General features: G+C 67.0%; 22 protein-coding genes. 11 read left to right on the top strand and 11 right to left on the bottom strand.

Features of this window, described 5'->3' with window-relative positions:
• The first annotated feature begins 49 nt into the window (after positions 1 to 49).
• The 3 genes from QTI05_RS15380 to QTI05_RS15390 are packed head-to-tail and all read left to right on the top strand — an operon-like array spanning position 50 to position 2,891.
• The gene (locus tag QTI05_RS15380) at positions 50 to 1,198 is read left to right on the top strand and encodes a vWA domain-containing protein (RefSeq protein WP_286622404.1); all 1,149 of its coding nucleotides are present in this window, start codon (positions 50 to 52) and stop codon (positions 1,196 to 1,198) included.
• Positions 1,199 to 1,231: 33 nt separating this feature from the next.
• Complete coding sequence (locus QTI05_RS15385) at positions 1,232 to 1,867, top strand: SRPBCC family protein (RefSeq protein ID WP_286622108.1); 636 nt, start codon at positions 1,232 to 1,234, stop codon at positions 1,865 to 1,867.
• A 13-nt stretch (positions 1,868 to 1,880) separates the two neighbouring features.
• Positions 1,881 to 2,891 (top strand): XdhC family protein, encoded by a 1,011-nt coding sequence (locus QTI05_RS15390; RefSeq protein WP_286622109.1) that lies wholly within the window; start codon positions 1,881 to 1,883, stop codon positions 2,889 to 2,891.
• Positions 2,892 to 2,945: 54 nt separating this feature from the next.
• Here QTI05_RS15390 and QTI05_RS15395 read toward each other — a convergent pair whose 3' ends face one another.
• Positions 2,946 to 4,238, bottom strand: a complete 1,293-nt coding sequence (locus tag QTI05_RS15395; RefSeq protein ID WP_286546227.1) for an MFS transporter — start codon at positions 4,236 to 4,238, stop codon at positions 2,946 to 2,948.
• A gap of 200 nt (positions 4,239 to 4,438) precedes the next feature.
• Between QTI05_RS15395 and cyoA the strand changes: the two genes are divergently transcribed.
• From cyoA to QTI05_RS15430, 7 genes are read left to right on the top strand one after another with little or no spacing between them, the layout of a single operon-like run.
• On the top strand, positions 4,439 to 5,494 hold the full coding sequence (gene cyoA, locus QTI05_RS15400) for a ubiquinol oxidase subunit II (protein WP_286622110.1): 1,056 nt from the start codon (positions 4,439 to 4,441) through the stop codon (positions 5,492 to 5,494).
• 21 nt (positions 5,495 to 5,515) lie between these two features.
• Positions 5,516 to 7,519, top strand: a complete 2,004-nt coding sequence (gene cyoB / locus QTI05_RS15405) for a cytochrome o ubiquinol oxidase subunit I (RefSeq protein WP_286545769.1) — start codon at positions 5,516 to 5,518, stop codon at positions 7,517 to 7,519.
• Positions 7,516 to 8,154 (top strand): cytochrome o ubiquinol oxidase subunit III, encoded by a 639-nt coding sequence (cyoC, locus tag QTI05_RS15410; protein WP_444812908.1) that lies wholly within the window; start codon positions 7,516 to 7,518, stop codon positions 8,152 to 8,154. Before cyoB ends, cyoC begins: the two co-directional genes overlap by 4 nt.
• A complete protein-coding gene (gene cyoD, locus QTI05_RS15415) occupies positions 8,151 to 8,516 on the top strand; it encodes a cytochrome o ubiquinol oxidase subunit IV (RefSeq protein ID WP_286545770.1) in 366 nt (121 codons plus the stop codon). Before cyoC ends, cyoD begins: the two co-directional genes overlap by 4 nt.
• Entirely contained in the window at positions 8,513 to 9,262 is a 750-nt protein-coding gene (locus tag QTI05_RS15420; RefSeq protein ID WP_286545771.1) for an SURF1 family protein, read from the top strand. Before cyoD ends, QTI05_RS15420 begins: the two co-directional genes overlap by 4 nt.
• Complete coding sequence (locus QTI05_RS15425; protein WP_286545772.1) at positions 9,246 to 10,565, top strand: ATP-binding protein; 1,320 nt, start codon at positions 9,246 to 9,248, stop codon at positions 10,563 to 10,565. Before QTI05_RS15420 ends, QTI05_RS15425 begins: the two co-directional genes overlap by 17 nt.
• Positions 10,555 to 11,094 (top strand): response regulator transcription factor, encoded by a 540-nt coding sequence (locus QTI05_RS15430; RefSeq protein WP_286545773.1) that lies wholly within the window; start codon positions 10,555 to 10,557, stop codon positions 11,092 to 11,094. Before QTI05_RS15425 ends, QTI05_RS15430 begins: the two co-directional genes overlap by 11 nt.
• On the opposite strand, the gene mnhG is transcribed toward QTI05_RS15430, so the two are convergent.
• From mnhG to aptA, 7 genes are all read right to left on the bottom strand, one after another.
• The gene (gene mnhG / locus QTI05_RS15435; RefSeq protein ID WP_286622112.1) at positions 11,087 to 11,437 is read right to left on the bottom strand and encodes a monovalent cation/H(+) antiporter subunit G; all 351 of its coding nucleotides are present in this window, start codon (positions 11,435 to 11,437) and stop codon (positions 11,087 to 11,089) included. The two genes, QTI05_RS15430 and mnhG, sit on opposite strands and share 8 nt — an antisense overlap.
• Positions 11,434 to 11,712 carry a K+/H+ antiporter subunit F gene (locus QTI05_RS15440; protein WP_286622113.1) on the bottom strand — a complete coding sequence of 93 codons (279 nt, stop codon included), beginning with the start codon at positions 11,710 to 11,712 and terminating at the stop codon, positions 11,434 to 11,436. The genes mnhG and QTI05_RS15440 overlap by 4 nt, the downstream gene beginning before the upstream one ends.
• Complete coding sequence (locus tag QTI05_RS15445; RefSeq protein ID WP_286622114.1) at positions 11,709 to 12,197, bottom strand: Na+/H+ antiporter subunit E; 489 nt, start codon at positions 12,195 to 12,197, stop codon at positions 11,709 to 11,711. Before QTI05_RS15445 ends, QTI05_RS15440 begins: the two co-directional genes overlap by 4 nt.
• On the bottom strand, positions 12,194 to 13,888 hold the full coding sequence (locus QTI05_RS15450) for a monovalent cation/H+ antiporter subunit D (RefSeq protein ID WP_286622116.1): 1,695 nt from the start codon (positions 13,886 to 13,888) through the stop codon (positions 12,194 to 12,196). Before QTI05_RS15450 ends, QTI05_RS15445 begins: the two co-directional genes overlap by 4 nt.
• Positions 13,885 to 14,229 carry a Na+/H+ antiporter subunit C gene (locus tag QTI05_RS15455; RefSeq protein ID WP_286545778.1) on the bottom strand — a complete coding sequence of 115 codons (345 nt, stop codon included), beginning with the start codon at positions 14,227 to 14,229 and terminating at the stop codon, positions 13,885 to 13,887. The genes QTI05_RS15450 and QTI05_RS15455 overlap by 4 nt, the downstream gene beginning before the upstream one ends.
• Positions 14,229 to 17,150, bottom strand: a complete 2,922-nt coding sequence (locus QTI05_RS15460; protein ID WP_286622117.1) for a monovalent cation/H+ antiporter subunit A — start codon at positions 17,148 to 17,150, stop codon at positions 14,229 to 14,231. Before QTI05_RS15460 ends, QTI05_RS15455 begins: the two co-directional genes overlap by 1 nt.
• Before the next feature lie 85 nt (positions 17,151 to 17,235).
• On the bottom strand, positions 17,236 to 18,591 hold the full coding sequence (gene aptA, locus QTI05_RS15465) for an omega-aminotransferase AptA (RefSeq protein WP_286622119.1): 1,356 nt from the start codon (positions 18,589 to 18,591) through the stop codon (positions 17,236 to 17,238).
• Positions 18,592 to 18,697: 106 nt separating this feature from the next.
• Between aptA and QTI05_RS15470 the strand changes: the two genes are divergently transcribed.
• The gene (locus QTI05_RS15470; RefSeq protein WP_286622120.1) at positions 18,698 to 19,645 is read left to right on the top strand and encodes a LysR family transcriptional regulator; all 948 of its coding nucleotides are present in this window, start codon (positions 18,698 to 18,700) and stop codon (positions 19,643 to 19,645) included.
• Between the two features lie 279 nt (positions 19,646 to 19,924).
• Here the strand turns inward: QTI05_RS15470 and crcB are convergent, their stop codons facing one another.
• The 3 genes from crcB to QTI05_RS15485 all read right to left on the bottom strand — a co-directional run bounded on the left by crcB (position 19,925) and on the right by QTI05_RS15485 (position 22,325).
• A complete protein-coding gene (gene crcB / locus QTI05_RS15475; protein ID WP_286622122.1) occupies positions 19,925 to 20,302 on the bottom strand; it encodes a fluoride efflux transporter CrcB in 378 nt (125 codons plus the stop codon).
• 30 nt (positions 20,303 to 20,332) lie between these two features.
• Positions 20,333 to 21,646, bottom strand: a complete 1,314-nt coding sequence (locus QTI05_RS15480) for a TRAP transporter large permease (protein WP_286622123.1) — start codon at positions 21,644 to 21,646, stop codon at positions 20,333 to 20,335.
• A 145-nt stretch (positions 21,647 to 21,791) separates the two neighbouring features.
• Positions 21,792 to 22,325 (bottom strand): TRAP transporter small permease, encoded by a 534-nt coding sequence (locus tag QTI05_RS15485; RefSeq protein ID WP_286622125.1) that lies wholly within the window; start codon positions 22,323 to 22,325, stop codon positions 21,792 to 21,794.
• Positions 22,326 to 22,330: the final 5 nt, after the last annotated feature.

The following is a 22,330-nucleotide window of genomic DNA, read 5'->3' on the forward strand; positions in this document are numbered from 1 at the left end:
GCGCTTGATTCAACTGGGCGATGCGCGCCGCGGCAAGCTGGCCGGCAACATGGCGGGTTTCGGCCGCGCCCTGCGCCGCGCCGGCGTGCGAACCGATTCGGCACGCATCGCGCTCGCGGCGGAGGCGGCGATGCTGGTCGGCGTCGACAGCCGCTTCGACCTGGCCGCCGCGATGGAGTCCGTGATGATCAGCCGCGAGCAGGATCGCATGGTGTTCCGCGAGCTGTTCGACGCCTGGTTCCGCGACCCAGAGCTGGCCAACAAGATGCTCGCGCAGATGCTGCCGAGTGCCGAGGGCAAGGCCGAGCCGGTGAAGCGACGGCCGCGCGTGCGCGAGGCCCTGGCGGCACCCCGCGCCCCGGTCACGCCCGCGCAGACCGAGCGCGAGGTCGAGTTCGATGCGGCCATGACCGCGAGCGACTGCCAGCGCATGCAGCACGCCGATTTCAACGCGTTGGGCGCGGCCGAATACCGTCTGGTCGAGCGGCTCGCGCGCGACATCGCGTTGCCGGTGCCGACCGTGCCGGCGCGCCGCCTGCGCGTCGCCAGCGGGGCCGGTGCACATTCGCGCATGCACTGGCCCGGCGTGCTGCACCAGGCGGCGCGCACCGGCGGTGAACTCATCCGCCTGCCGCGGCTGGAGCGGCGCAAGCAACCGTTGCCGCTGCTGGTGCTGGTCGACGTGTCGGGCTCGATGGAGCGCTACGCGCGACTGCTGCTGGCTTTTCTGCATGCGGCCACAAGGCGCGCGGGCCGGCGCGATGTGTTCGCCTTCGGCACCCACCTCACCGACCTGACACCCGCTTTCCGCATCGCCGACACCGACGCGATGCTGCTGGCCGCAGGCGAAAGCATCGACGACTTTGCCGGCGGCACGCGGCTCGGCGGCTCGCTGGCCGAGTTGCGGCGGCGGCATGCGCGCCGGCTCACCGGCCGCCGCACGCTGGTGCTGGTGATCAGTGACGGCCTCGACACCGGCGAGCCCGAAGTGCTCGAGCGCGAACTGCTCTGGCTCAAACGCCATTCGCGCAAGCTGCTGTGGCTCAACCCGCTGCTGCGCTACGACGGCTATTCACCCCTGGCGCGCGGGGCTGCCGTGCTGCACCGGCATGCAGATGCGATGCTGGCGGTTCACAATCTGAGCGCACTCGGGCAACTGGCCGCGAGCCTCGCGGCCCTCATGCGATCCGGCCGTTGACGGCGGGATGCTGCACACAACAAGGAACTCACCATGGAAATGCTCGGAACCCGCCAGCTCGGCGTTACACAACAACAGGCCTGGGAGGCGCTCAACGATCCCGAGACGCTGAAGGCCTGCTTGGCAGGCTGCGACAAGTTCGAGGCAGCCGGTGACGACACCTACAGCGTGGGCATGGCCGTCAAGATCGGCCCGGTGTCGGCCAAGTTCAGTGGCAAGGTCATGCTGACCGAGATCACGCCGCCGCAAGGCTACAAGCTGTCGTTCGAGGGGCAGGGCGGCGTGGCCGGTTTCGGCAAGGGCGCATCGAGCGTCACGCTCACGCCCAACGACGCCGGCTGCGAGCTCGGCTACACGGTGCAGGCCCAGGTGGGCGGCAAGATCGCGCAGCTGGGCCAGCGCCTGGTGGACGGCGCCGCCAAGTCGATGGCCGACGATTTCTTCAAGCGCTTCGATGCGCTCATGGCGCAGCGCTATCCGGCGCCCGATGCAGCGAATGACGACGACGAGGAAGGTGGCGGCACCTCCTTCGGCGCGATCGACTCGCTCGAGGCGCGAACCCGTCCGATGAGCATGGCAGCCGCATCCGCGCCGGGCATGCAGAAGTGGATCTGGATCGGCGTGGCCGTGGTGATCGCCATCGGCGCCGCCCTGTACCTGCGCGGTTGAGGCCCGGTCGACGATGGAAAACCTCGACGTGATGGTGCTGCGCACGCTGCGCGACTGGCGTCTGGCCGGCCGGCGCGCGATGCTGACCACCGTGGTGCGCACTTGGGGCTCGTCGCCGCGGCCGGTCGGCTCGATCATGGCGCTGGCCGAAGACGGCGCCGTGGTCGGCTCGGTCTCGGGCGGCTGCATCGAGGACGACCTGATCGCGCGCTACTCGCGCGCGCACGGCACCGGCACCATGCCGAGCGGGGCGCCGGCGATGGTCAAGTACGGCGTTACGGCCGACGAGGCGCATCGCTTCGGCCTGCCGTGCGGCGGAACGCTGGAGCTGCTGTTCGAATACAACCCCGAACCGGCCGCGCTGGCCGCGCTGGTCGCCGAGCTCGAAAAAGGCAAGCTGATGCAGCGCACCGTGGCGCTGGCCGATGGCAGCGTGCGGTTGGCCGAAGCGTCTTCGCCGGCCGAGCTCGGCGTGAGCGCGCACGAGCTGGTCAACACCTTTGGCCCCGAGTACCGCATGCTGCTGATCGGTGCCGGCCAGCTCGCCGAGTACCTGGCCACGATGGCCCGGTTCAGCGGCTTCGCCGTGACGCTGTGCGATCCGCGCGCCGAGTACCGCAGCACCTGGGCCGTGCCCGGCGTGGCGCTGACCACCGAAATGCCCGACGACGCGGTCACCGCGTTCCAGCCCGACCGGCGCAGTTGCGTGGTGGCTCTCACGCACGACCCCAAGCTGGACGACCTCGCGCTGCTGGAAGCGTTGCGCAGCGAGGCGTTCTACGTCGGCGCCATCGGTTCGCGCCGCAACGCCGAAGCGCGGCGCGAACGCATGATCGAGCACTTCGACCAGACCGCCGAATCGCTGGCCCGCCTGCGCGGACCGATCGGCATCTACATCGGCAGCAAGACGCCGCCGGAGATCGCGGTGAGCGTGATGGCTGAAATCCTGGCCGTGAAAAATGCAGTGGCGCTGCCGCGCGAGACGGCGGTTGCGAATGCGAAGGCGATGCGGGAAACCAGTTGATGCGGAGCAGCGTGCCCCGCCGCCCTGAGCCCGCCCCGGACCTCAGCGCCCCGATCAGTCGCGGATCTCGAGCGAGCGGTTGACCTGCAGCGCCACCAGCGTACAGGCCGCGCCCGAGAGCAGGTAGATGCTGAGGTAGGCGAGCCCGAAATGGGCCGACAGGCCGAGTGCCACGAGCGGCGCAAACGCGGCGCCGATCAGCCAGGCAAAGTCGGAGGTGAGCGCGGCACCGGTGTAGCGGTACTTTGCCTCGAAGTTCGAACTCACCGCACCGGCCGCCTGGCCGTACGACAGGCCGAGCAGGGCGAAACCGAGCAGGATGAACGCGTTCTCGCCCAGCGAGCCGGCCGTCAGCAGGGTCGGCGCGAAGCCGCTGAAGACCGCGATCATCACCGCCAGAATGCCCAGCGTGCTGCGCCGGCCGATGCGGTCGGCGATCCAGCCCGACGCGATGATCCCGACGATCGCGATGCCGCCACCGATGATCTGAACCACCAGCACGTCGCGCACCGACTGCGTCGCGCGCAAGGTGATCCACGACAGCGGGAACACCGTGACCAGGTGGAACAGCGCATAGCTCGCCAGCGCCGCAAAGGCGCCGATGAACAGGTTGGCGCCGCGCGCCCGGAACAGCTCGACCACGGGGGTCGGCTCGAGTTCGTGCTTGTCGAGCAGGCGCTCGTATTCGTTGGTGACCACCAGCCGCAGGCGGGCGAACAGCGCCACCACGTTGATCGCGAACGCGACGTAGAACGGATAGCGCCAACCCCATTCGAGGAAGTCCCCGGTCCAGAGGCTCGTATGGAGAAACAGGAAGAGGCCGGCCGCGATCATGAAACCGATCGGCGCGCCGAGCTGGGGAATCATGGCGTACCAGCCGCGGCGCTTCTCCGGCGCGCTCAGCGCCAGCAGCGAGGGCAGGCCGTCCCACGAGCCGCCGAGTGCAATGCCCTGGAAGAAACGCAGGACCGACAGCAGCACGATGGCGGCCGGGCCGATGGTCGCGTAACCCGGCAGGAAAGCCATGCACACGGTCGACACGCCGAGCAGGAACAGGGCGGCCGTCAGTTTGACGCCACGGCCCCAGCGCCGCTGGATCGCCATGAAGGAGATCGTGCCGATCGGCCGCGCGATGAAGGCGAACGAGAAAACGACGAACGCGTAGAGCGTGCCCTCGAGCCGATCCGCGAACGGGAAGAACACCGCGGGGAACACCATCACCGAGGCGATGGCGTAGACGAAAAAGTCGAAATACTCGGAGGCGCGGCCGATGATCACGCCGACGGCGATCTCGCTCGGGGCGATGCCGGTGTGGTCGGCGGTGACGTTGCGGACGTCGCGCTCCATCTGGCGCGGCGACAGCTCGTTGGGGTGGTGGCTGATGCTGGACATCGTGCTCGCTTGTGATTAGGGTGTTGTCACACGGACGCCGGAGGGTCGCATTGCTCGTCAAATGTCGCCATAGGACAAAACGTCCAATGCCCGGCAGGCGCCGTTGGTCGTAGATTCTGCGCGTTCCCGATCACGCTTTCCATCTTTTGTCCGGCATGCCCTCCTTCAAGAACCTTCGTGGACTGCTCCTGCTGCCCGCCGTCACCTTGTTGGCAGGCTGCAACATGGTGCTCATGAATCCGTCCGGCGACGTGGCGGCGCAGCAACGCGACCTGATCATCCAGTCGACCGTGCTGATGCTGCTGATCGTGCTGCCGGTGATCGCGCTGACGCTGCTTTTTGCCTGGCGCTACCGCAAATCCAACACCGAGGCGGTCTACAAGCCCGACTGGGACCACTCGACGCAGCTCGAACTCGTCATCTGGGCGGCACCGCTGCTGATCGTGATCGCGCTCGGCGCGCTGACCTGGATCAGCACCCACACGCTCGACCCGTACCGGCCGCTGCAGCGCATCGATGCCGAACGCGACGTGATTCCCGGCACCCGGCCGCTGGTGGTCGAGGTGGTGGCGCTTGACTGGAAATGGCTGTTCATCTATCCGGAGCAGGGCATTGCGCTGGTGAACGAGATGGCGGCGCCGGTGGATCGGCCGATCATGTTCAAGATCACCGCCTCGTCGGTGATGAACTCGTTCTTCATTCCGGCGCTGGCAGGCCAGATCTACGCCATGCCCGGCATGGAAACCAAGCTGCATGCCGTCATCAACAAGCCGGGCGAGTTCGAGGGCTTCTCGGCCAACTACAGCGGCGCGGGCTTCTCCAACATGCGCTTCAAGTTCCACGGCCTGAGCGGCGCCGACTTCGACAAGTGGGTGCAGACCGCGAAGGGCGCCGGCACGCCGCTGAACCGTGCTGCCTACCTGGCGCTCGAAAAGCCGAGCGAGCGCAACCCGGTGCAGCGCTACGCCAGCGTTGCGCCGGATCTCTACGACGCCATCGTCAACCGCTGCGTCGAGGCCGGCAAGATGTGCATGAAAGACGTCATGGCCATCGACGCGGGCGGTGGCCTCGGGATGCCGGGCGCCTCCAACATCGCGTCGGGCGCTGCGCCCGGCGCCGGCGGCCAGGCAACCCGTACCTATGTCGCTGCGATGTGCAGCGTCAACGACCCGGTCGACCCGCTGCTCGCACCGGCAGTGCGCACCAACTGATCCAGGCGTTTGCTTTTCACCATGTTCGAACACCTCGATTTCACCAAGCTCATTTTCGGCCGCCTCACCTGGGAGGCGATTCCGTACCACGAACCGATCCTGCTGTTGACCTTCATCGCAGTGGCGCTGGGCGGCGGCGCGCTCGTCGCCGCGCTCACCTACTACCGCGTCTGGGGCTATCTGTGGCGCGAGTGGTTCACGAGCATCGATCACAAGAAGATCGGGATCATGTACATCATCCTCGGCCTGGTGATGCTGCTGCGCGGCTTCTCCGACGCGATCATGATGCGGGCCCAGCAGGCCTTCGCTTTCGGTGGCAACGAGGGCTTCCTGCCGCCGCACCACTACGACCAGATCTTCACCGCGCACGGCGTGATCATGATCTTCTTCGTGGCCATGCCGTTCGTCACCGGCCTCATGAATTTTGCCGTGCCGCTGCAGATCGGCGCGCGCGACGTGGCGTTTCCGTTCCTCAACAACTTCAGCTTCTGGATGACCGCCAGCGGCGCGGTGCTGGTGATGATGTCGCTGTTCGTTGGCGAGTTTGCACGCACCGGCTGGCTGGCCTATCCACCTTTGTCCGGCATCGCCTACAGCCCTGACGTGGGGGTCGACTACTACATCTGGTCACTGCAGATCGCGGGGGTCGGGACTCTGCTCTCCGGCATCAACCTGATCGCCACCATCGTCAAGATGCGCGCGCCGGGCATGGGCCTCATGAAGATGCCGATCTTCACCTGGACGGCGCTGTGCACCAATGTGCTGATCGTCGCTGCCTTCCCGGTCCTGACCGCCGTGCTCGCGCTGTTGTCGCTCGATCGCTACGTCGGAACCAACTTCTTCTCGAACGACCTTGGCGGCAACGCCATGATGTACGTCAACCTGATCTGGATCTGGGGCCACCCTGAGGTGTACATCCTGATCCTGCCCTTGTTCGGCGTGTTCTCGGAGGTGGTGTCGACCTTCTCCGCCAAGCGGCTGTTCGGCTACGCGTCGATGGTGTACGCCACGATCGTGATCACGATCTTGTCGTACCTGGTGTGGCTGCACCACTTCTTCACGATGGGCTCGGGCGCCAGCGTCAATTCGTTCTTCGGCATCACGACCATGATCATCTCGATCCCGACCGGGGCGAAGATCTTCAACTGGCTGTTCACGATGTACCACGGCCGCATCCGCTTCGAGGTGCCGATGCTGTGGACGATCGGCTTCATGGTCACCTTCACCATCGGCGGCATGACGGGCGTGCTGCTGGCTGTGCCACCGGCCGACTTCGTGCTGCACAACAGCCTGTTCCTGATCGCGCACTTCCACAACGTGATCATCGGCGGCGTGGTGTTCGGCGTGTTCGCCGGCATCTACTACTGGTTTCCCAAGGCCACCGGCGTCAAGCTCGACCCGTTCTGGGGCAAGGTGTCGTTCTGGCTCTGGCTGTCCGGCTTCTGGTTCGCGTTCATGCCGCTCTACGTGCTCGGCCTGATGGGCGTCACGCGCCGCATGAGCCGTTTCGAAGACCCCTCGCTGCAGATCTGGTTCCAGATCGCTGCCTTCGGCGCTGTCCTGATCGCGCTGGGCATTCTGGCGATGTTCGTCCAGTTCTACGTGACGTACCGCGACCGCGAAGCGCTGCGCGACACCACGGGCGACCCGTGGAACGGCCGCACGCTCGAATGGTCGACCTCGTCGCCGCCGCCGGCGTACAACTTCGCCTTCACGCCCTTGATCCATGACAGCGATGCCTGGCACGACATGAAGAAGCGCGGCTACCAGCGTCCGGTCAGCGGTTTCATCCCGATTCACATGCCTAAGAACACCTGGGCGGGCATCGTGCTCGCCGGGTTGAGCACCGTGTTCGGTTTCGCGGCGATCTGGCACATGTGGCCGCTGGCGGTCTTGTCGTTTGCGACGCTGATCGTGGTCGCGATCGTCCACACCTTCAACTACAAGCGCGATTTCCACATCGGCGTCGACGAGGTGATCCGCATCGAGGGCGAACGTACGCGCCTGCTGGGAGCTTCCGCATGAGCGCCGCGATGACCACGACCGCCGACGGCGTCGATACGCCGGACAACCTGCGCTTCTGGGTGCCCGAGGAGCACCACGTCGAGAACGGAACGCTGCTCGGCTTCTGGCTCTACCTGATGAGCGACTGCCTCGTCTTCGCGGTGCTGTTCGCGGTCTATGCCGTGCTGGGCCGCAGCTACGCGGCCGGGCCCTCGGGCGCCGACTTGTTCGACCTGCCGCTGGTCGCCATCAACACCTCGATGCTGCTGTTCTCGTCCATCACCTATGGCTTCGCCATGCTGGAGATGCAGAAGAACAAGGTGCGGCCGATGCTGGTGTGGCTGGCCATCACGGGCCTGTTCGGTGCGGCCTTCCTCGGGCTCGAGCTGTACGAGTTCGCCCACCTGATCCACGAGGGCGCCGGCCCGCAGCGCAGCGCGTTCCTGTCGGCCTTCTTCACGCTGGTCGGCACGCACGGCCTGCACGTGACCTTCGGCATCATCTGGCTCATCACGCTGATGGTGCAGGTGACGCGCGGCGGGCTGATTCCGGAAAACCGGCGCCGGCTGTTGTGCCTGTCGATGTTCTGGCACTTTCTGGACGTGGTGTGGATCGGTGTCTTCACCTTCGTCTACCTGATGGGATCCCTGACATGAGCGACCACGCGGAACACGGCCACGACGAGGGGCCGCACAGCACCTTCAAGGGCTACATGACGGGCTTCATCCTGTCGGTGATCCTCACCGCGATTCCGTTCTGGATCGTCATGGCCAAGGTGTTCGACAAGTCGAGCACCACGGCCCTGGTGGTGCTGGCGTTCGCGGTGGTGCAGATCATCGTGCACATGATCTATTTCCTGCACATGAACACCAAGGCCGAGGGCGGCTGGTCGATGCTGGCGCTGGTGTTCACGCTGGTGCTGGTGGTGATCACGCTGAGCGGCTCGATCTGGGTGATGTACCACCTCAACAACAACATGATGCCGATGTCGACCCACGACATGAAGAACATGCCTTGAGGCGCATCGCGTTCGCCGCTGCCGCGCTGCTGGCCCTTGCCGGTTTTTCTGGTTTTGTTGCGCTCGGCACCTGGCAACTCGAGCGCAGGGCGTGGAAGCTCGACCTCATCGCCCGTGTCGATGCACGTGTGCATGCACCGGCCGTCGCGGCACCCGGGCCAGCCCAATGGCCGCAGCTCGGCGCGGCCGCCGACGAATACCGGCATGTGCGGATTGCCGGCACCTTCCTGAACGAGCGCGAAACCCTGGTGCAGGCCGTCACCGGCCTCGGCAGCGGGTTCTGGGTGCTCACGCCACTGCAGGCCGCGGACGGCACCGTGGTGCTGGTCAATCGCGGCTTCGTGCCGCCCGAGGCACGGGATCGGGCCGCGCGCAAAGCCGGCGAGCCGACCGACCCGACCGTCGTCACCGGCCTGCTGCGCCTCACCGAGCCGGGCGGCGGCTTCCTGCGCAGGAACGACGCCGCGGGCGACCGCTGGTACTCGCGCGACGTCCAGGCCATCGCCGCCGCGCGCGGGCTGGACAAGGTCGCGCCGTTCTTCGTCGACGCGGATGCCGACCCCGGCAAGCCGGCCGGCGCGGAGCGCGCTTGGCCGGCCGGCGGCCTGACCGTGATCGCGTTCCACAACAACCACATGGTCTACGCCCTGACCTGGTACGCACTGGCCCTGATGGTCGCGGGTGCCGCCTGGCGCTTGTTGCGCGAAAAGAAGCGGCAAGATAGGCAGGATGCCAAGCCCCACTGAAAAAGCCGGCGTGCCCGCGGGCCCGGACGACGCCACCGGCTTCAAGAACATGCAGCAGCTGATCCAGCTGCGCTGGATCGCCGCGGTCGGACAGGTTCTGACGATCGGGGTCGTGTACTACGGTTTCGGCGTGCCGCTGCCGGTCGACCAGATGCTGGCGGTGCTGGGTTGCCTGGTGGCGTTCAATGGCGTGAGCCTGATGCGCTGGCACCAGTATCGCGAAGTCACCAACGCCGAATTGTTCGTTGCTTCGCTGGTCGACGTGGGCATGCTCACGACGCAGCTCTATCTCAGCGGCGGCGTCACGAACCCGTTCGTCTTTCTCTATCTGCTGCAGATCATCCTGGGCGCCGTGCTGCTCGAAGCCTGGTCGACGTGGATCATGGTCGCCGTGACCACCGCCTGCTTCGCCAGTCTGGCGCGCTTCGGGCGGCCGCTCGCGCTGCCGCTGGACCTCGATCGCGGCCTGGCCAGCCCGTACGTGCAGGGCGTACTGGTCTGCTTCGTGATCAACGCGGCGCTGGTGGTGATCTTCATCACGCGCATCAGCCGCAACCTGCGCGAGCGCGACGCGCGGTTGGCCGGCCTGCGCCAGCGCGCCGCCGAGGAAGAGCACATCGTGCGCATGGGCCTGCTGGCGTCGGGCGCGGCGCATGAGCTCGGCACGCCGCTCGCTACCCTGGCCGTGATCCTGGGCGACTGGCGGCGCATGCCCGCGTTCAAGGCCGATGCCGAACTGCTGCAGGAGGTCGGCGAGATGCAGCTGCAGGTTCAGCGCTGCAAGACCATCGTGAGCGGCATCCTGCTGTCGGCCGGCGAGGCGCGCGGCGAGTCGTCGGCCCGAACCACGATCTGCAACTTTCTGGACGGCCTTGTCGAAGAATGGCGCAGCACGCGGCCGACCGCCGCGCTCACCTACGAGAACCGTTTTGGCCACGACATGCCGATGGTGTCCGACTCGGCCGTGAAGCAGATGATCTGCAACGTGCTCGACAACGCGCTCGAGGCCTCGGCGCATGCGCTGCGGCTGGAGGTGACGCGCGAAGCCGATACGCTGGTGCTGACCTGCACTGACGACGGTCCCGGTTTCGCGCCCGCCATGCTGGCGCATCTGGGCAAGCCCTACCAGTCGAGCAAAGGCCGGCCGGGCGGTGGCCTCGGCCTCTTCCTGGTCGTCAATGTGGCCCGTACCATCGGTGGCAGCGTCACCGCGCGCAACCGGCCCGAAGGTGGCGCGGCCGTGACGATCTCGCTGCCGCTGGCAGCCATCACGCTGGAAGAGGACGAAGCCCATGCAAGCTGAGCGCCGGTTGCTCATCGTCGAGGACGATGCGGCCTTTGCCCGCACCCTGAGCCGGTCGTTCGAGCGGCGCGGCTACACGGTCATGCTGGCTGCCAGCCTGAACGAGGTCAATGCGCTGCTGCAGGAGCAGCCGACACCCGGCTACGCAGTGGTCGACCTCAAGCTCAACGGCCAGGCCTCGGGCCTGGCCTGCGTGCAGGCGCTGCACACGCACGATGCGGGCATGCTCATTGTGGTGCTGACCGGCTTCGCCAGCATCGCGACCGCGGTCGAAGCCATCAAGCTCGGTGCCAGCCATTACCTGGCCAAGCCGTCCAACACCGACGACATCGAGGCCGCGTTCGGTCGCGCGGAGGGCAACGTCGAAGTTGAGCTGACCAACCGCGCGTCGTCGATCAAGACGCTCGAGTGGGAGCGCATTCACGAAACCCTGGCGGAGACCGGCTTCAACATCTCCGAGACCGCGCGCCGGCTCGGCATGCACCGGCGCACACTCGCGCGCAAGCTGGGCAAGCAGCAGGTCAAGTAGGGCGATCCGGCGCCTCAGCCTTGTCGCCATTCTTGCGATGCCGGAACAGCGCGGCGCGCATCAGGAAGATGGTGGTGACCGGCGCCGTCAGCGCGACGAACAGCGCGATCAGCACCGCGTGCAGGAACAGGTTGAAGCCCTGCACCGAGAAGTAGACGATGGTCGCGATCGTCATGCACCAGACACCGAGCGTGGCGCCCAGCGTGGGCGCATGGATGCGCCGGAAGAAGGTCGGCAGCCGGATCAGGCCGAACGAGCCGATCGCGGCAAAGGCCGCGCCGAGCACGACGAACACCGCGGTCAGGAGCTCAGCCCACAGCGGCAACGCGCCCATGAGATTCATTCGATGACCTCCCCGCGCAGTAAGAACTTGGCCATTGCCGTCGAGCTGACGAAGCCGAACAGCGCGATCAGCATCGCCGCCTCGAAGTAGACGTTGCTCGCGTAGTTGATGCCGAGCACCAGCATCATCAGCATGCCGTTGATGTAGAGGCAGTCGAGCGCCATCACGCGGTCTTGCGCGGTCGGCCCGATCAAGAGGCGCGCCAGCGCGCACAGCATCGCCATGGCGAGCAGGAACAGCGCGAGTTTCAGGGCCCAGAGCAGAACCGGCGTCATTCGAAGATCTCCATCAGCGGGCGTTCGTAGCGCTGCTTGACCAGCGCGACGAACGCCTTGTCGTCGTCGAGGTGGAACATGTGGATGCGCAGCGTCGCGCCGTCGCGCGACAACTCCGCCCAGGCGGTGCCAGGCGTCAGGCACAGGATCATCGCGAGCACCGCCAGCCCGTTCGGGTCGCGCAGATCGAGCGGCACCTCCACGAAGTGCGCGTGAATGTCTTCGGTGCGCCGCGTCAGCAGCAACCGCGCGACCACGAGCGCCGAATGAACCAGGTCGATCGCCACGCGGCCCGCCACCTTCAGCGCCACGCCGGGGCGGCGCATGCGAACCCGGGCCGGTCGCAACCCCTGCGTCAGCAAGGGCACCGCGATGGCCAGCACGGCTGCCAGCAGCAAGGTGGCCGGATGCAGCGATTGGTTGAGCAGCAGCCATACGACGAACAGCGCCAGCGACAGGGGCGGCGAGGGCAGCCAGCGTTTCACGGCGCGCGCCCCCCGTTGCTGGGGCTGGCGATCTGGCGCGCGCCCATCACTGCCTTGCGGTAGGCGGTCGGCGTGCGCAAGCCGTCGGCCGTGGCGGTGGCATGCAGGAGCACCGGGCCGGCCGCGACGGTGAGTGCCGCGCTGGCGGCCAGCAGCGCGGCGACGGGCAGCACCTCGAGCGCGCGCAGCGCCGGCATGGTGGCCAGCGGCTGCGTCCAGAAATGCCGGATGCCGGCGCGGCTCAGCGCGATCAGCGCGAGCAGACCCGACACCAGCAGCAGCACGAGGAAAGTCCACCCGGTGGGGTTTACGTTGCGCGCGTCGAGCAGGCCCGCCAGCATCGCGAACTTGCCGACAAAGCCCGAAAACGGTGGCAGGCCCGCAATCAGCAGGGTGCATGCAACGAAGCCGAGGCCGAGGAAGGCGATGCCGGCGGGGATGGCCCGCCCGTAAAGCGCCTGCTGGTCGTCGTCGAGGTTCACATCGTCGATGGCTTTCAGGTCTTCGGCCAGGAAGGGGGCGTTGCCTGCGCTCTCGTGCGGCGCGATGCTGGCGCCGGCGTTGCGCCAGCGCTCGATCATGTCGATCAGCAGGAAGAAGGCGCTGACCGCGAGCGTGGAACTCACCAGGTAATAGAGCGCGCCGGCCCACACGGCGGGCTGGCCAAGCCCCACTGCCGCCAGCAGCGTGCCGGCCGAGACCAGCACGCTGTAGCCCGCGAGGTTGGACAGCCGCTGGGTGCCGACGATGCCGAGCGCGCCGACGAACAGCGTTGCCAGGCCGATCGCCACCAGCACGTCCTGGCCGAACGATGCCGAGGCGCCGGTGTCCGGCGCGAACAGCAACGTCCACAGGCGCAACACGGTGTAGACGCCGAGCTTGGTGAGCAGCGCGAATACCGCGCTCACCGGCGACACGGCCGCGCTGTAGGCCGGCACCAGCCAGAAGTTGAGCGGCCAGGCGCCGGCCTTGGCCAGAAAGGCCACGGCCAGGATGGCTGCGCCGGCATGCACCAGCCCGCGGTCGGCGGGCGCGATCTGCGCGATGCGCAGGCCGAGATCGGCCATGTTGAGCGTGCCGGTGGCGCCGTAGAGCAGTGCCGCACCGATCAGGAACAGCGAAGAGGCTGCCAGATTGATCGCGATGTAGTGCAGGCCGGCCGCCACGCGCAACCGGCCGGAGCCGTGCAGCAGCAAGCCGTAGGACGCCGCCAGCATCACCTCGAAGAACACGAACAGGTTGAACAGGTCGCCGGTGAGGAACGCGCCGTTGAGCCCCATCAGCTGCAACTGCAGCAGCGGATGGAAGTGCACGCCGGCGCGATCCCAGCGCGAGGTGGAATAGATCGAGGCCGCGAACGCGATCACGCCGGTGAGCGCCACCATCAGCGTCGAGAGCCGATCCGCCACCAGCACGATGCCGAACGGCGCACGCCAGTTGCCCGGCAGGTAGACGCCGATCGAACCGGCCCCGCCGCCGGTGTCGACGGCGTTGACCCAGCGCAGCAGCGCCAGCGCCGCAACCAGGCCGACCAGGCCCGACACCACGCTCAGCGTGGCTTTGGCGCGGCGGCGTTGTTCGCCCATCAGCAGCATCAATGCGGCGGTGAGCATCGGCACCAGGATCGGCGCGGCCACCAGGTGCGGCATCGTGGCCTCGAGCAGCCGGTCCAGCAGTTGCACCGGGTTCATGGTTCGAGATCCTCGCCGTCCACATGGTCGTTGCCGGCCAGGCCCCGCGAGGCGAGCATCACCACGAGGAAGAGGGCGGTCATGGCGAAGCCGATCACGATGGCGGTCAGCACCAGCGCCTGCGGCATCGGATCCGCGGTGTTGGACAGGTTGGCGACGAAGCCGGGCGTGAGCACCGGCTCGCTGTCGACCTTGAGCCGCCCCATGCTGAAAATGAACAGGTTCACCGCATAGGACAACAGCGTGAGCCCCATGATCACCTGGAAGGTGCGCGGGCGCAGCAGCAGATAGACACCCGAGCCGGTGAGCACGCCGATCGCGATGGCAAGCACGGCCTCCATCAGCCTGCGCCCCCGCCTTGTTCGCGTTCTGCCTGCTCCTCGGCCCAGCGGTGGCTGCGGATCGACTGGTGGGCCAGGGCGGTCAGGATCAGCATGGTGGCGCCCAGTACCAGCGCGAACACGCCCATGTCGAAGAACAGCGCGCTCGGGACATGGATGACGCCGAGCAGCGGCAGATCGAGGTGGGCGGTGTGCGTGGTCATGAACGGATAGCCCAGCGCCACCGAGCCGGTGCCGGTGGCGAGCGCGAGCAGCATGCCGATGGCGATCCAGCGGCGCGGGTAGATGCGCAAGTGCTCCTCCACCCATTCGGCACCCGACACGATGAACTGCAGCACCAGCGCGACCGACATCACGAGTCCGGCGACGAAGCCGCCGCCCGGTGCGTTGTGGCCGCGCATGAAGAAATAGACCGATACCAGCACCGACAGCGGCAGTAGCAGCCGGATCAGCACCGCCGGCACCATGAGGTAGCCGACCGCCGTGTCCTTGGCCATGCGCGGGTTCAGCAGGTCACTGCTGCCGTCGGCGGCCTGGGCCCGCTGCTGCGGCGGCAGCGCCATCGATTCGGGCGCGGGGCGGAACCGGCGCAGCAGTGCATACACGGTGAGCGCGACCACGCCGAGCACGGTGATCTCGCCGAAGGTGTCGAAGCCACGGAAGTCGACCAGCATCACGTTGACCACGTTGGTGCCGCCGCCCTCGCTCAGCGCGCGATCCAGGAAGAACGGCGAGATGCTGAGCGGAAACTCCCGCGTCATCACCGTCCAGGCCAGTGCCGCCATGCCGCAGCCGGCCAAGGCGGCCACCAGCAGGTCGCGCCCGCGCCGGCCCCAGGGCCGCAGCCGCGCACGGGCGGGTTGCGGCATCACCTTGCGCATCGGCAGCCAGCGCAGGCCGAGCAGGATCAGCACCGTGGTCACGGCCTCGACCACCAGTTGCGTCAATGCGAGGTCGGGCGCGGAGAACCAGATGAAGGTGATGCAGCAGGTGAGCCCGGCGCCGGCCGCGAGCATCAGCGACGCGAGCCGGTGGAACTTGGCCTGCCACGCGGCCGCCAGCGCGCAGGTGGCACCGATCACCCAGGTCATCGCGAACATCGGCGAGAAGGGCAGCAACTCGCGCGTGCCCCGCGCGGCCGGTACCAGCCAGAGCGATGCGCCGGCACCGGCGAGCGCCAATGCCACGAGCCACAACAGTTGCGTCTGCAAGCGCTTCGTGCCGAACAATCGGCGGCTGCGGCGGCCGAGCTCGCTGAGCCGTGCCAGCAGATGCTCGAAGATGCGTTGGCCGTCGAAGCGGTGCAGCAGCGGCGTGTGTGCAAGACCGCCATGGCCGCGACGGCGGCGCTGCAGCATGAACAGCACCATGCCGCCCGCGAGCGCAATGAAGCTCATCAGCAGCGGCAGGTTGAATCCGTGCCAGACCGCCAGGCTGTATTCGGGCAACTCCCCGCCGACCACCGGCAGTGCCGCTGCCGCGAGCAAAGGCCCGACCGACCACGCCGGCGCCACGCCGACCACCAGGCACACCAGCACCAGCAGTTCGACCGGCACACGCATCCAGTGCGGCGGCTCGTGCGGCGTCTTCGGCACCTCGGGGCCGCAGGGCGGGCCGAAGAACACGTCGAACACGAAGCGCGCCGAATAGGCCACGCTGAAGACGCCGGCCACCGTGGCGATGATCGGCAGGCTCCAGTCGACCCACGGCGTGGACTGGATGAACACCGTCTCGGCGAAGAACATTTCTTTCGAGAGAAAGCCGTTGAGCAGCGGCACGCCGGCCATCGAGGCACTGGCAATGATCGCCAGCGTGCCGGTGATCGGCATCAGCCGCAGCAGCCCGCTGAGCTTGCGGATGTCGCGCGTGCCGGTTTCGTGGTCGATGATGCCGGCGGCCATGAACAGCGAGGCCTTGAAGGTCGCATGGTTCATCACGTGGAACACCGCCGCGACCGCGGCCAGCGGGCTGTTGAGGCCCAGCAGCAGCACGATCAGCCCAAGGTGCGAGATCGTCGAGTAGGCCAGCAGCGCCTTCAGGTCGCGCTGGAACATCGCGACATAGCCGCCCAGCAGCAGGGTGATCGCGCCGGCACCGCCGACCAGCCAGAACCACGACTCGGTGCCCGACAGCACCGGCCACAGCCGTGCCAGCAGGAACACGCCAAGCTTCACCATCGTGGCCGAGTGCAGGTAGGCCGACACGGGGGTCGGTGCCGCCATCGCGCGCGGCAGCCAGAAGTGAAACGGAAACTGAGCGCTCTTGGTGAAGGCGCCGAGCAGCACCAGCACCAGCACGACGGGGTAGAGCGCGTGGCCGCGGATCAGGTCGCCCGAGGCCAGCACCACATCGAGGTCGAAGCTGCCGACGATATGTTTCAGCACCAGCACGCCCGCCAGCAGGCACAGCCCGCCTGCGCCGGTGACCGTGAGCGCCATGCGCGCGCCGCGGCGTGCATCGCGCCGGTGGTGCCAGTAGCCGATCAGCAGGAACGAGAACAGGCTGGTGAGCTCCCAGAACAGCGCCAGCTGCACCAGGTTGCCGGACAGCACCACGCCCATCATGGCGCCCATGAACGCAAGGAAGAACGAGAAGAAGCGCGGCACCGGGTCGGACGCCGACATGTAGTAGCGCGCATAGAGCACCACCAGCGCGCCGATGCCGAGCACCAGCATACAGAACAGCCAGGCGAAGCCGTCCATGCGGAACACGAGGTCGATGCCGAGCGATGGCAGCCAGGTGATCTGCTCGCGAACCACGTTGCCGCCCGCGATGCGCGGAAACATCAGCGCGGTCTGGATCGCACAGCCCAGCGCGACCAGCCCCGCCAGCGTCGACTCCCGGTTGCGGGCGTTCGACGGCATCAGGGCCGCCAACACGCTGGCGATGAAGGGGAGCGCGACGAGAAGAACCAGGGGCATTGCCTCCGATTCTAGGGCTGGCCCTGCCGTCGCGCCCCTCTAATGTCCCTCCCACGCCGCGCTTCACCAGCGCGGTTTGCGGGGGTCAGGCCGTCTCGGCGAGCGCGTCGGAGAGCGCGTTGACGAGGCGGTCGATCTCCGCCCTCTCGGCAATGAACGGCGGCGCGAGCTGGATCGTGTCGCCGCCGTAGCGCACGTAGAAGCCCTTCTTCCAGCAGTTCATCGCGATCTCGTAGGGCCGGCGCGCCGGCTCGCCCGGCAGAGCCGCGATGGTGATGCCCGCCGCCAGGCCGAAGTTGCGGATGTCGGCCACATGCTTGCTGCCCTTGAGGCTGTGCACCGCGTTCTCGAAATGCGGTGCCAGCGCCTTCACGCGGCCGATCATGTCTTCCTTCTGCAGCACGTCGAGCGCGGCAATGCCGGCGGCGCAGGCCACCGGGTGCGCGCCGTAGGTGTAGCCGTGCGGGAACTCCAGCATGTAGTCGGGCCCGCCGGCCGCCATGAAGGTGTCGTAGATCTCCTTGCTGGCGATCACGGCGCCCAGCGGCTGTGCGCCGTTGGTCACCTGCTTGGCGACGTTCATGATGTCGGGCACCACGCCGAAGGCTTCGGCGCCGGTGAGCGCGCCGCAGCGGCCGAAACCGGTGATCACTTCGTCAAAAATCAGCAGGATGTTGTGGGCGGTGCAGATGTCGCGCAGGCGCTTCAGGTAGCCCTTGGGCGGAATCACCACGCCGGCCGAGCCGGCGAAGGGTTCGACGATCACGGCCGCGATGTTCGAGGCATCGTGCAGCGCGATCAGGTCGAGCAGGCGGTCGGCCAGCTCGGCGCCGTTCTCGGCCATGCCGCGCGTGAAGGCGTTGCTCGCGAGTTGGGTGTGCGGCAGGTGATCGGCTTCGACGCCCTGGCCGAACAGCTTGCGGTTGGCGGCGATGCCGCCCACCGAGATGCCGCCGAAGTTGACGCCGTGGTAGCCCTTCTCGCGGCCGATCAGCCGCGTCTTGCCTGCGAAGCCCTTGGTGCGCCAGTAGGCGCGTGCCATCTTGAGCGAAGTGTCGGCGGCTTCCGAGCCCGAGCCGGTGAAGAACACATAGTCCAGGCCCGCGGGCGTCAGTTCCTTGAGCTTGTTGGCGAGCTCGAACGAGAGCGGGTGGCCGAACTGGAACGCGGGCGAGTAGTCGAGCTTGGCGATCTGGCGGCTTACCGCCTCGGTGATTTCGGGGCGTCCGTGGCCCAGGCCCGAGCACCAGAGGCCCGAGAGGCCGTCGAAGATCTTGCGGCCATCGCTGTCGGTGAAGTAGGCGCCCTTGGCTTCCACGATCAGGCGCGGGTCGGCCTTGAAGCTGCGGTTGGCGGTGTAGGGCATCCAGTGCGCGTCGAGCCAGGCGGCATCGGTGCGCAGGGCGGGAGTCGGTTCGATGGCGGGCGAGGCGAGGGTCATGGCGCTTCCCGCGCAGGGCGGGCTCCGGGGGTGATGGGATGTGCCGATTGTTCGCACAGCCTTCAGTGTGGAGAATGGCGCAATATCAATGTTCACTTGACAGTTTATGCAAGTAAAACCGCCGCGCGAAAGCGTCGCCAGAAACCGTGCCGTGCTCGGCCAGCTCAGCGACATGGATCTGCGCCTGCTCAAGGTGTTCAAGAGCGTGGTCGACTGCGGCGGCATGGCCGCCGCCGAGCTGGAGCTCAACATCGGCACCTCGACCGTGAGCCGGCATGTGAAGGATCTCGAGACCCGGCTCGGGCTGGTGCTGTGCCGGCGCGGGCGGGCCGGCTTCGCGCTCACGGCCGAGGGACAGCGCGTCTATGACGAGACGCTCAGGTTGCTGGCTTCGGTCGACGCCTTTCGCGGCGGCATCGACGACATCCACAACCGCATGGGTGGGCAACTGGAGGTGGCGCTGTTCGACAAGACGGCGACCAATCCGAAGGCGCGCATCGGCGAGGCCATTGCCCGCTTCACCGAGATCGCGCCGGAGGTGAATCTGGCGGTGCATGTGGGCTCCATCAATTCGATCGAGCAAGGCGTGCTCGAAGGCAAGTTCCAGATCGGCATCATCCCGGCGCACCGCAGTTCAAAAAGCCTGGTGTACGCCGACCTGTTCGACGAGACGATGTTGCTCTATTGCGGCAAGGGGCATCCGCTGTTCGACAGCAGCCATGCGAAGCTCACCTGGTCGAAGCTGGGTGAGCACCACTTCGCGGGGCTGGGGTATCACTCGCCGAATATGGAGCTGAGTCACCGTGCGAGGCTGTCGCGCAAGGCCACCGGTTTCGACCAGGAGGCGATTGCGACGCTGATTCTTTCTGGGCGGTTCCTGGGATTCCTGCCCGACCACTATGCGCAGGTCTTCGAGCAGCGCGGCCTCATGAAGCCGGTGCTGCCGGCACGCTTCAACTATGCGTGCCGGTTCGTGAGCTTGCTGCGGCGGTCGCCGAAGCCGTCACGGGCGGTGTTGGCGTTTCAGGAGTGTCTTGAGAAAGCCCATGGCTGAACTTTTTGGGGCAGGATCACGCCGACGGGGTACCTTGCTCCGCGAATGTCCCCCGGCCTGCGGCCTCCTCCTTTATTTCGCTGCGCAAGGCACCCCATCGACGTGATCCGTCAGAGCGGTCGTTCATCGGCCCGCACCACCGCCGCGCCTCTCGTGCACAGGGCATCGGGTACTCCCCGCAGCGAAATAAAGGAGGAGCCGAAGGCGGGGGACATTCGCGGAGGGGAGTACCCGGTGCCCTGTGCACGCACCCCGAAGTCACCCTGCCCGGCAGCAAGCCTACCCGGCAAGGGCCTGGACGGTGCGCAGGCCAAGCCAGGTGAGGCACAGCGAGCCGCACACATGCAGCGCGATGGTGCCGAGCGCGAGGCCGGTGCGGCCGTTCAGCAGCATGTTGACGGTCTCGGCCGAAAAACTGGAGAAGGTGGTGAAGGTGCCGAGAAAGCCGGTGATGACCAGCAGCCGCCAGGCGGGGTCGATGTCCGGCAGCCCGTTGAACACGCCGATGGCGACACCGATGAGGTAGCCGCCAATCAGGTTGACCGCCAGCGTGCCCCAGGGCACCAGGCTGCCGGGGTTGAGCCAGATGGCAAAGCTCCAGCGGAGCAGGGCGCCCACGCAGGCGGCCGCGCATATGGCGATGACGTTCAACAGCATGCTGCAATTATCCGCAACGCCGCCGCGGGTCTACTTCTCGGCACCCATCACCACGTCGGGCAGGATCGTCACGATGCTCGGAAAGACCGTGATCAGCGCGATGCAGACCACCAGGCAGAAGAAGAAGGGAATCGCGGCCTTGGCGATCACGTTGCTGTCCTTGCCCGTCATGTTCTGCAGCACGAACAGGTTGAAACCCACCGGAGGCGTGACCTCCGCGATCTCGACCAGCAGCACGATGAAAATGCCGAACCAGATCAGGTCGAAGCCGGCCTTCTGGATCATCGGCAGCACCACGGCGCTGGTCAGCACGATCATGCTGATGCCGTCGAGCGCGGTGCCGAGGATCAGGTACACCACCACCAGCGCGCCGATCAGCGCGTAGGGTGACAGGTGCATGCCGTCGACCCATTCGGCCAGCTCGCGCGGGATGCCGGTGAAGGCCATGGTCTTGGTCAGGAACGCCGCACCCGCCAGGATGAACATGATCATGCAGCTGGTGCGCGTGGCGCCCATCAGCGCGTCCTTGAAGTTCTGCCAGCTCAGGCTCTTGCCCCAGGCCGCGATGCCCAGCGAGCCCAGCACGCCGAACGCCGCGCACTCGGTGGCCGTGGCCCAGCCCGCGACCAGCACCCAGACGATGAACACGATCAGCAGCGCGCACGGGATGAGGTTGCCCGACAGCCGGATCTTCTCTTTGAAGGTGGTGGGCGCGTCGGCCGGCGGCACCTTGTGCGGATTGCGCAGGCTCCACCAGGCGATGTAGCCGGAGAACAGCAGCATCAGCAGGAAGCCCGGCAGGAAGCCGGCCAGGAAGATGCGGATGATGGATGCATCGGCCGCGACCGCGTAGACCACCATCGTGATCGACGGCGGAATCAGGATGCCGAGGGTGCCCGCGGTGGCCAGCGAGCCGATGGCGAGCTTCTCGTCATAGCCGCGGCGCTTGAGTTCCGGCAACGCCACCTTGGCGATGGTGGCGCAGGTGGCGGCCGACGAGCCCGAGACCGAGCCGAACACGCCGCAGCCGATGATGGTGGTGTGCATCAACCGGCCCGGCACGCGGTTCAGCCAGGGGCGCAGGCCCTCGAACATCTCTTCGCTGAGCTTGGTGCGAAACAGGATCTCGCCCATCCAGATGAAGAGCGGCAGCGCGGCCAGCTCCCAGCTCGCATTGCTTTCCCAGAACGACGAGAACAGATTCTTGGCCGGAAGCGTATTGGTGAAGAAGGCCTGGCCGACCCAGCCCACGATGGCCAGCGTCATCGCGATCCAGACGCCGCCGGCCAGCAGGAGCAGCATGATGCCAAGCAGCAGCGCGCCCATCAAAAGGGTGTCGATCATTTCGGTTTTCCATCACGCGTTCCCGCGAAGCGGGACGCATGGCGTCCGGAGAGGCCTTGTTCGGAAGCACCCGCGGAACCGGCTTTGCCGGGCCGCCGGGTGCGCCCCCTAGAGGGGGAGGCGCCGCAGGCGCATCGGGGGTGGTTCATATGTCCGAAGAGAAATCGCCAGCGGCATGCCGCTCTTCGATGGCGCGCTGGTAGCTTGGCTTTTCGCCGCGCACCACGCCCACGAGCTCATCGACCATGGCGATCAGCAGCAGCCAGCAGCCGACCACGAACGTCGATTGCGGAATCCAGATCGGAATCACGACCAGGCCCGTCGCCATCTCGGCGAACTCGTAGCTCTCCCAGGTGAAGCTGGTGGCCGCGTAGGTGAGGTAGGCCACTGCGACGGAGGCAATCAGCAGGCACATGACGTCGAGCGCACGGCGCGCCTTGGGGCTCACCGCCTCGAGCAGCAGCGTCACCCGCACGAAGTCGCCGTGGCGGAAGGCGTGCGCCATCGCGAAGAAGGCCGCGGCGGCGCAGAGCCAGGCCACCACGTCGTTGAGCCCACTCACATGCCAGTTCACCTGGCGGCCGACGCCGGCCAGGATCATCAGCACGAAGATCAGGAAAACGCAAAGCGCGGCGAGCGCGCCCGCACCGTCGTACAGGCGATCGAGGAAGCGGCGCATGGCTC

Source organism: Variovorax fucosicus, from assembly GCF_030316825.1.
In the GTDB taxonomy this organism is placed as follows: domain Bacteria; phylum Pseudomonadota; class Gammaproteobacteria; order Burkholderiales; family Burkholderiaceae_C; genus Variovorax; species Variovorax fucosicus.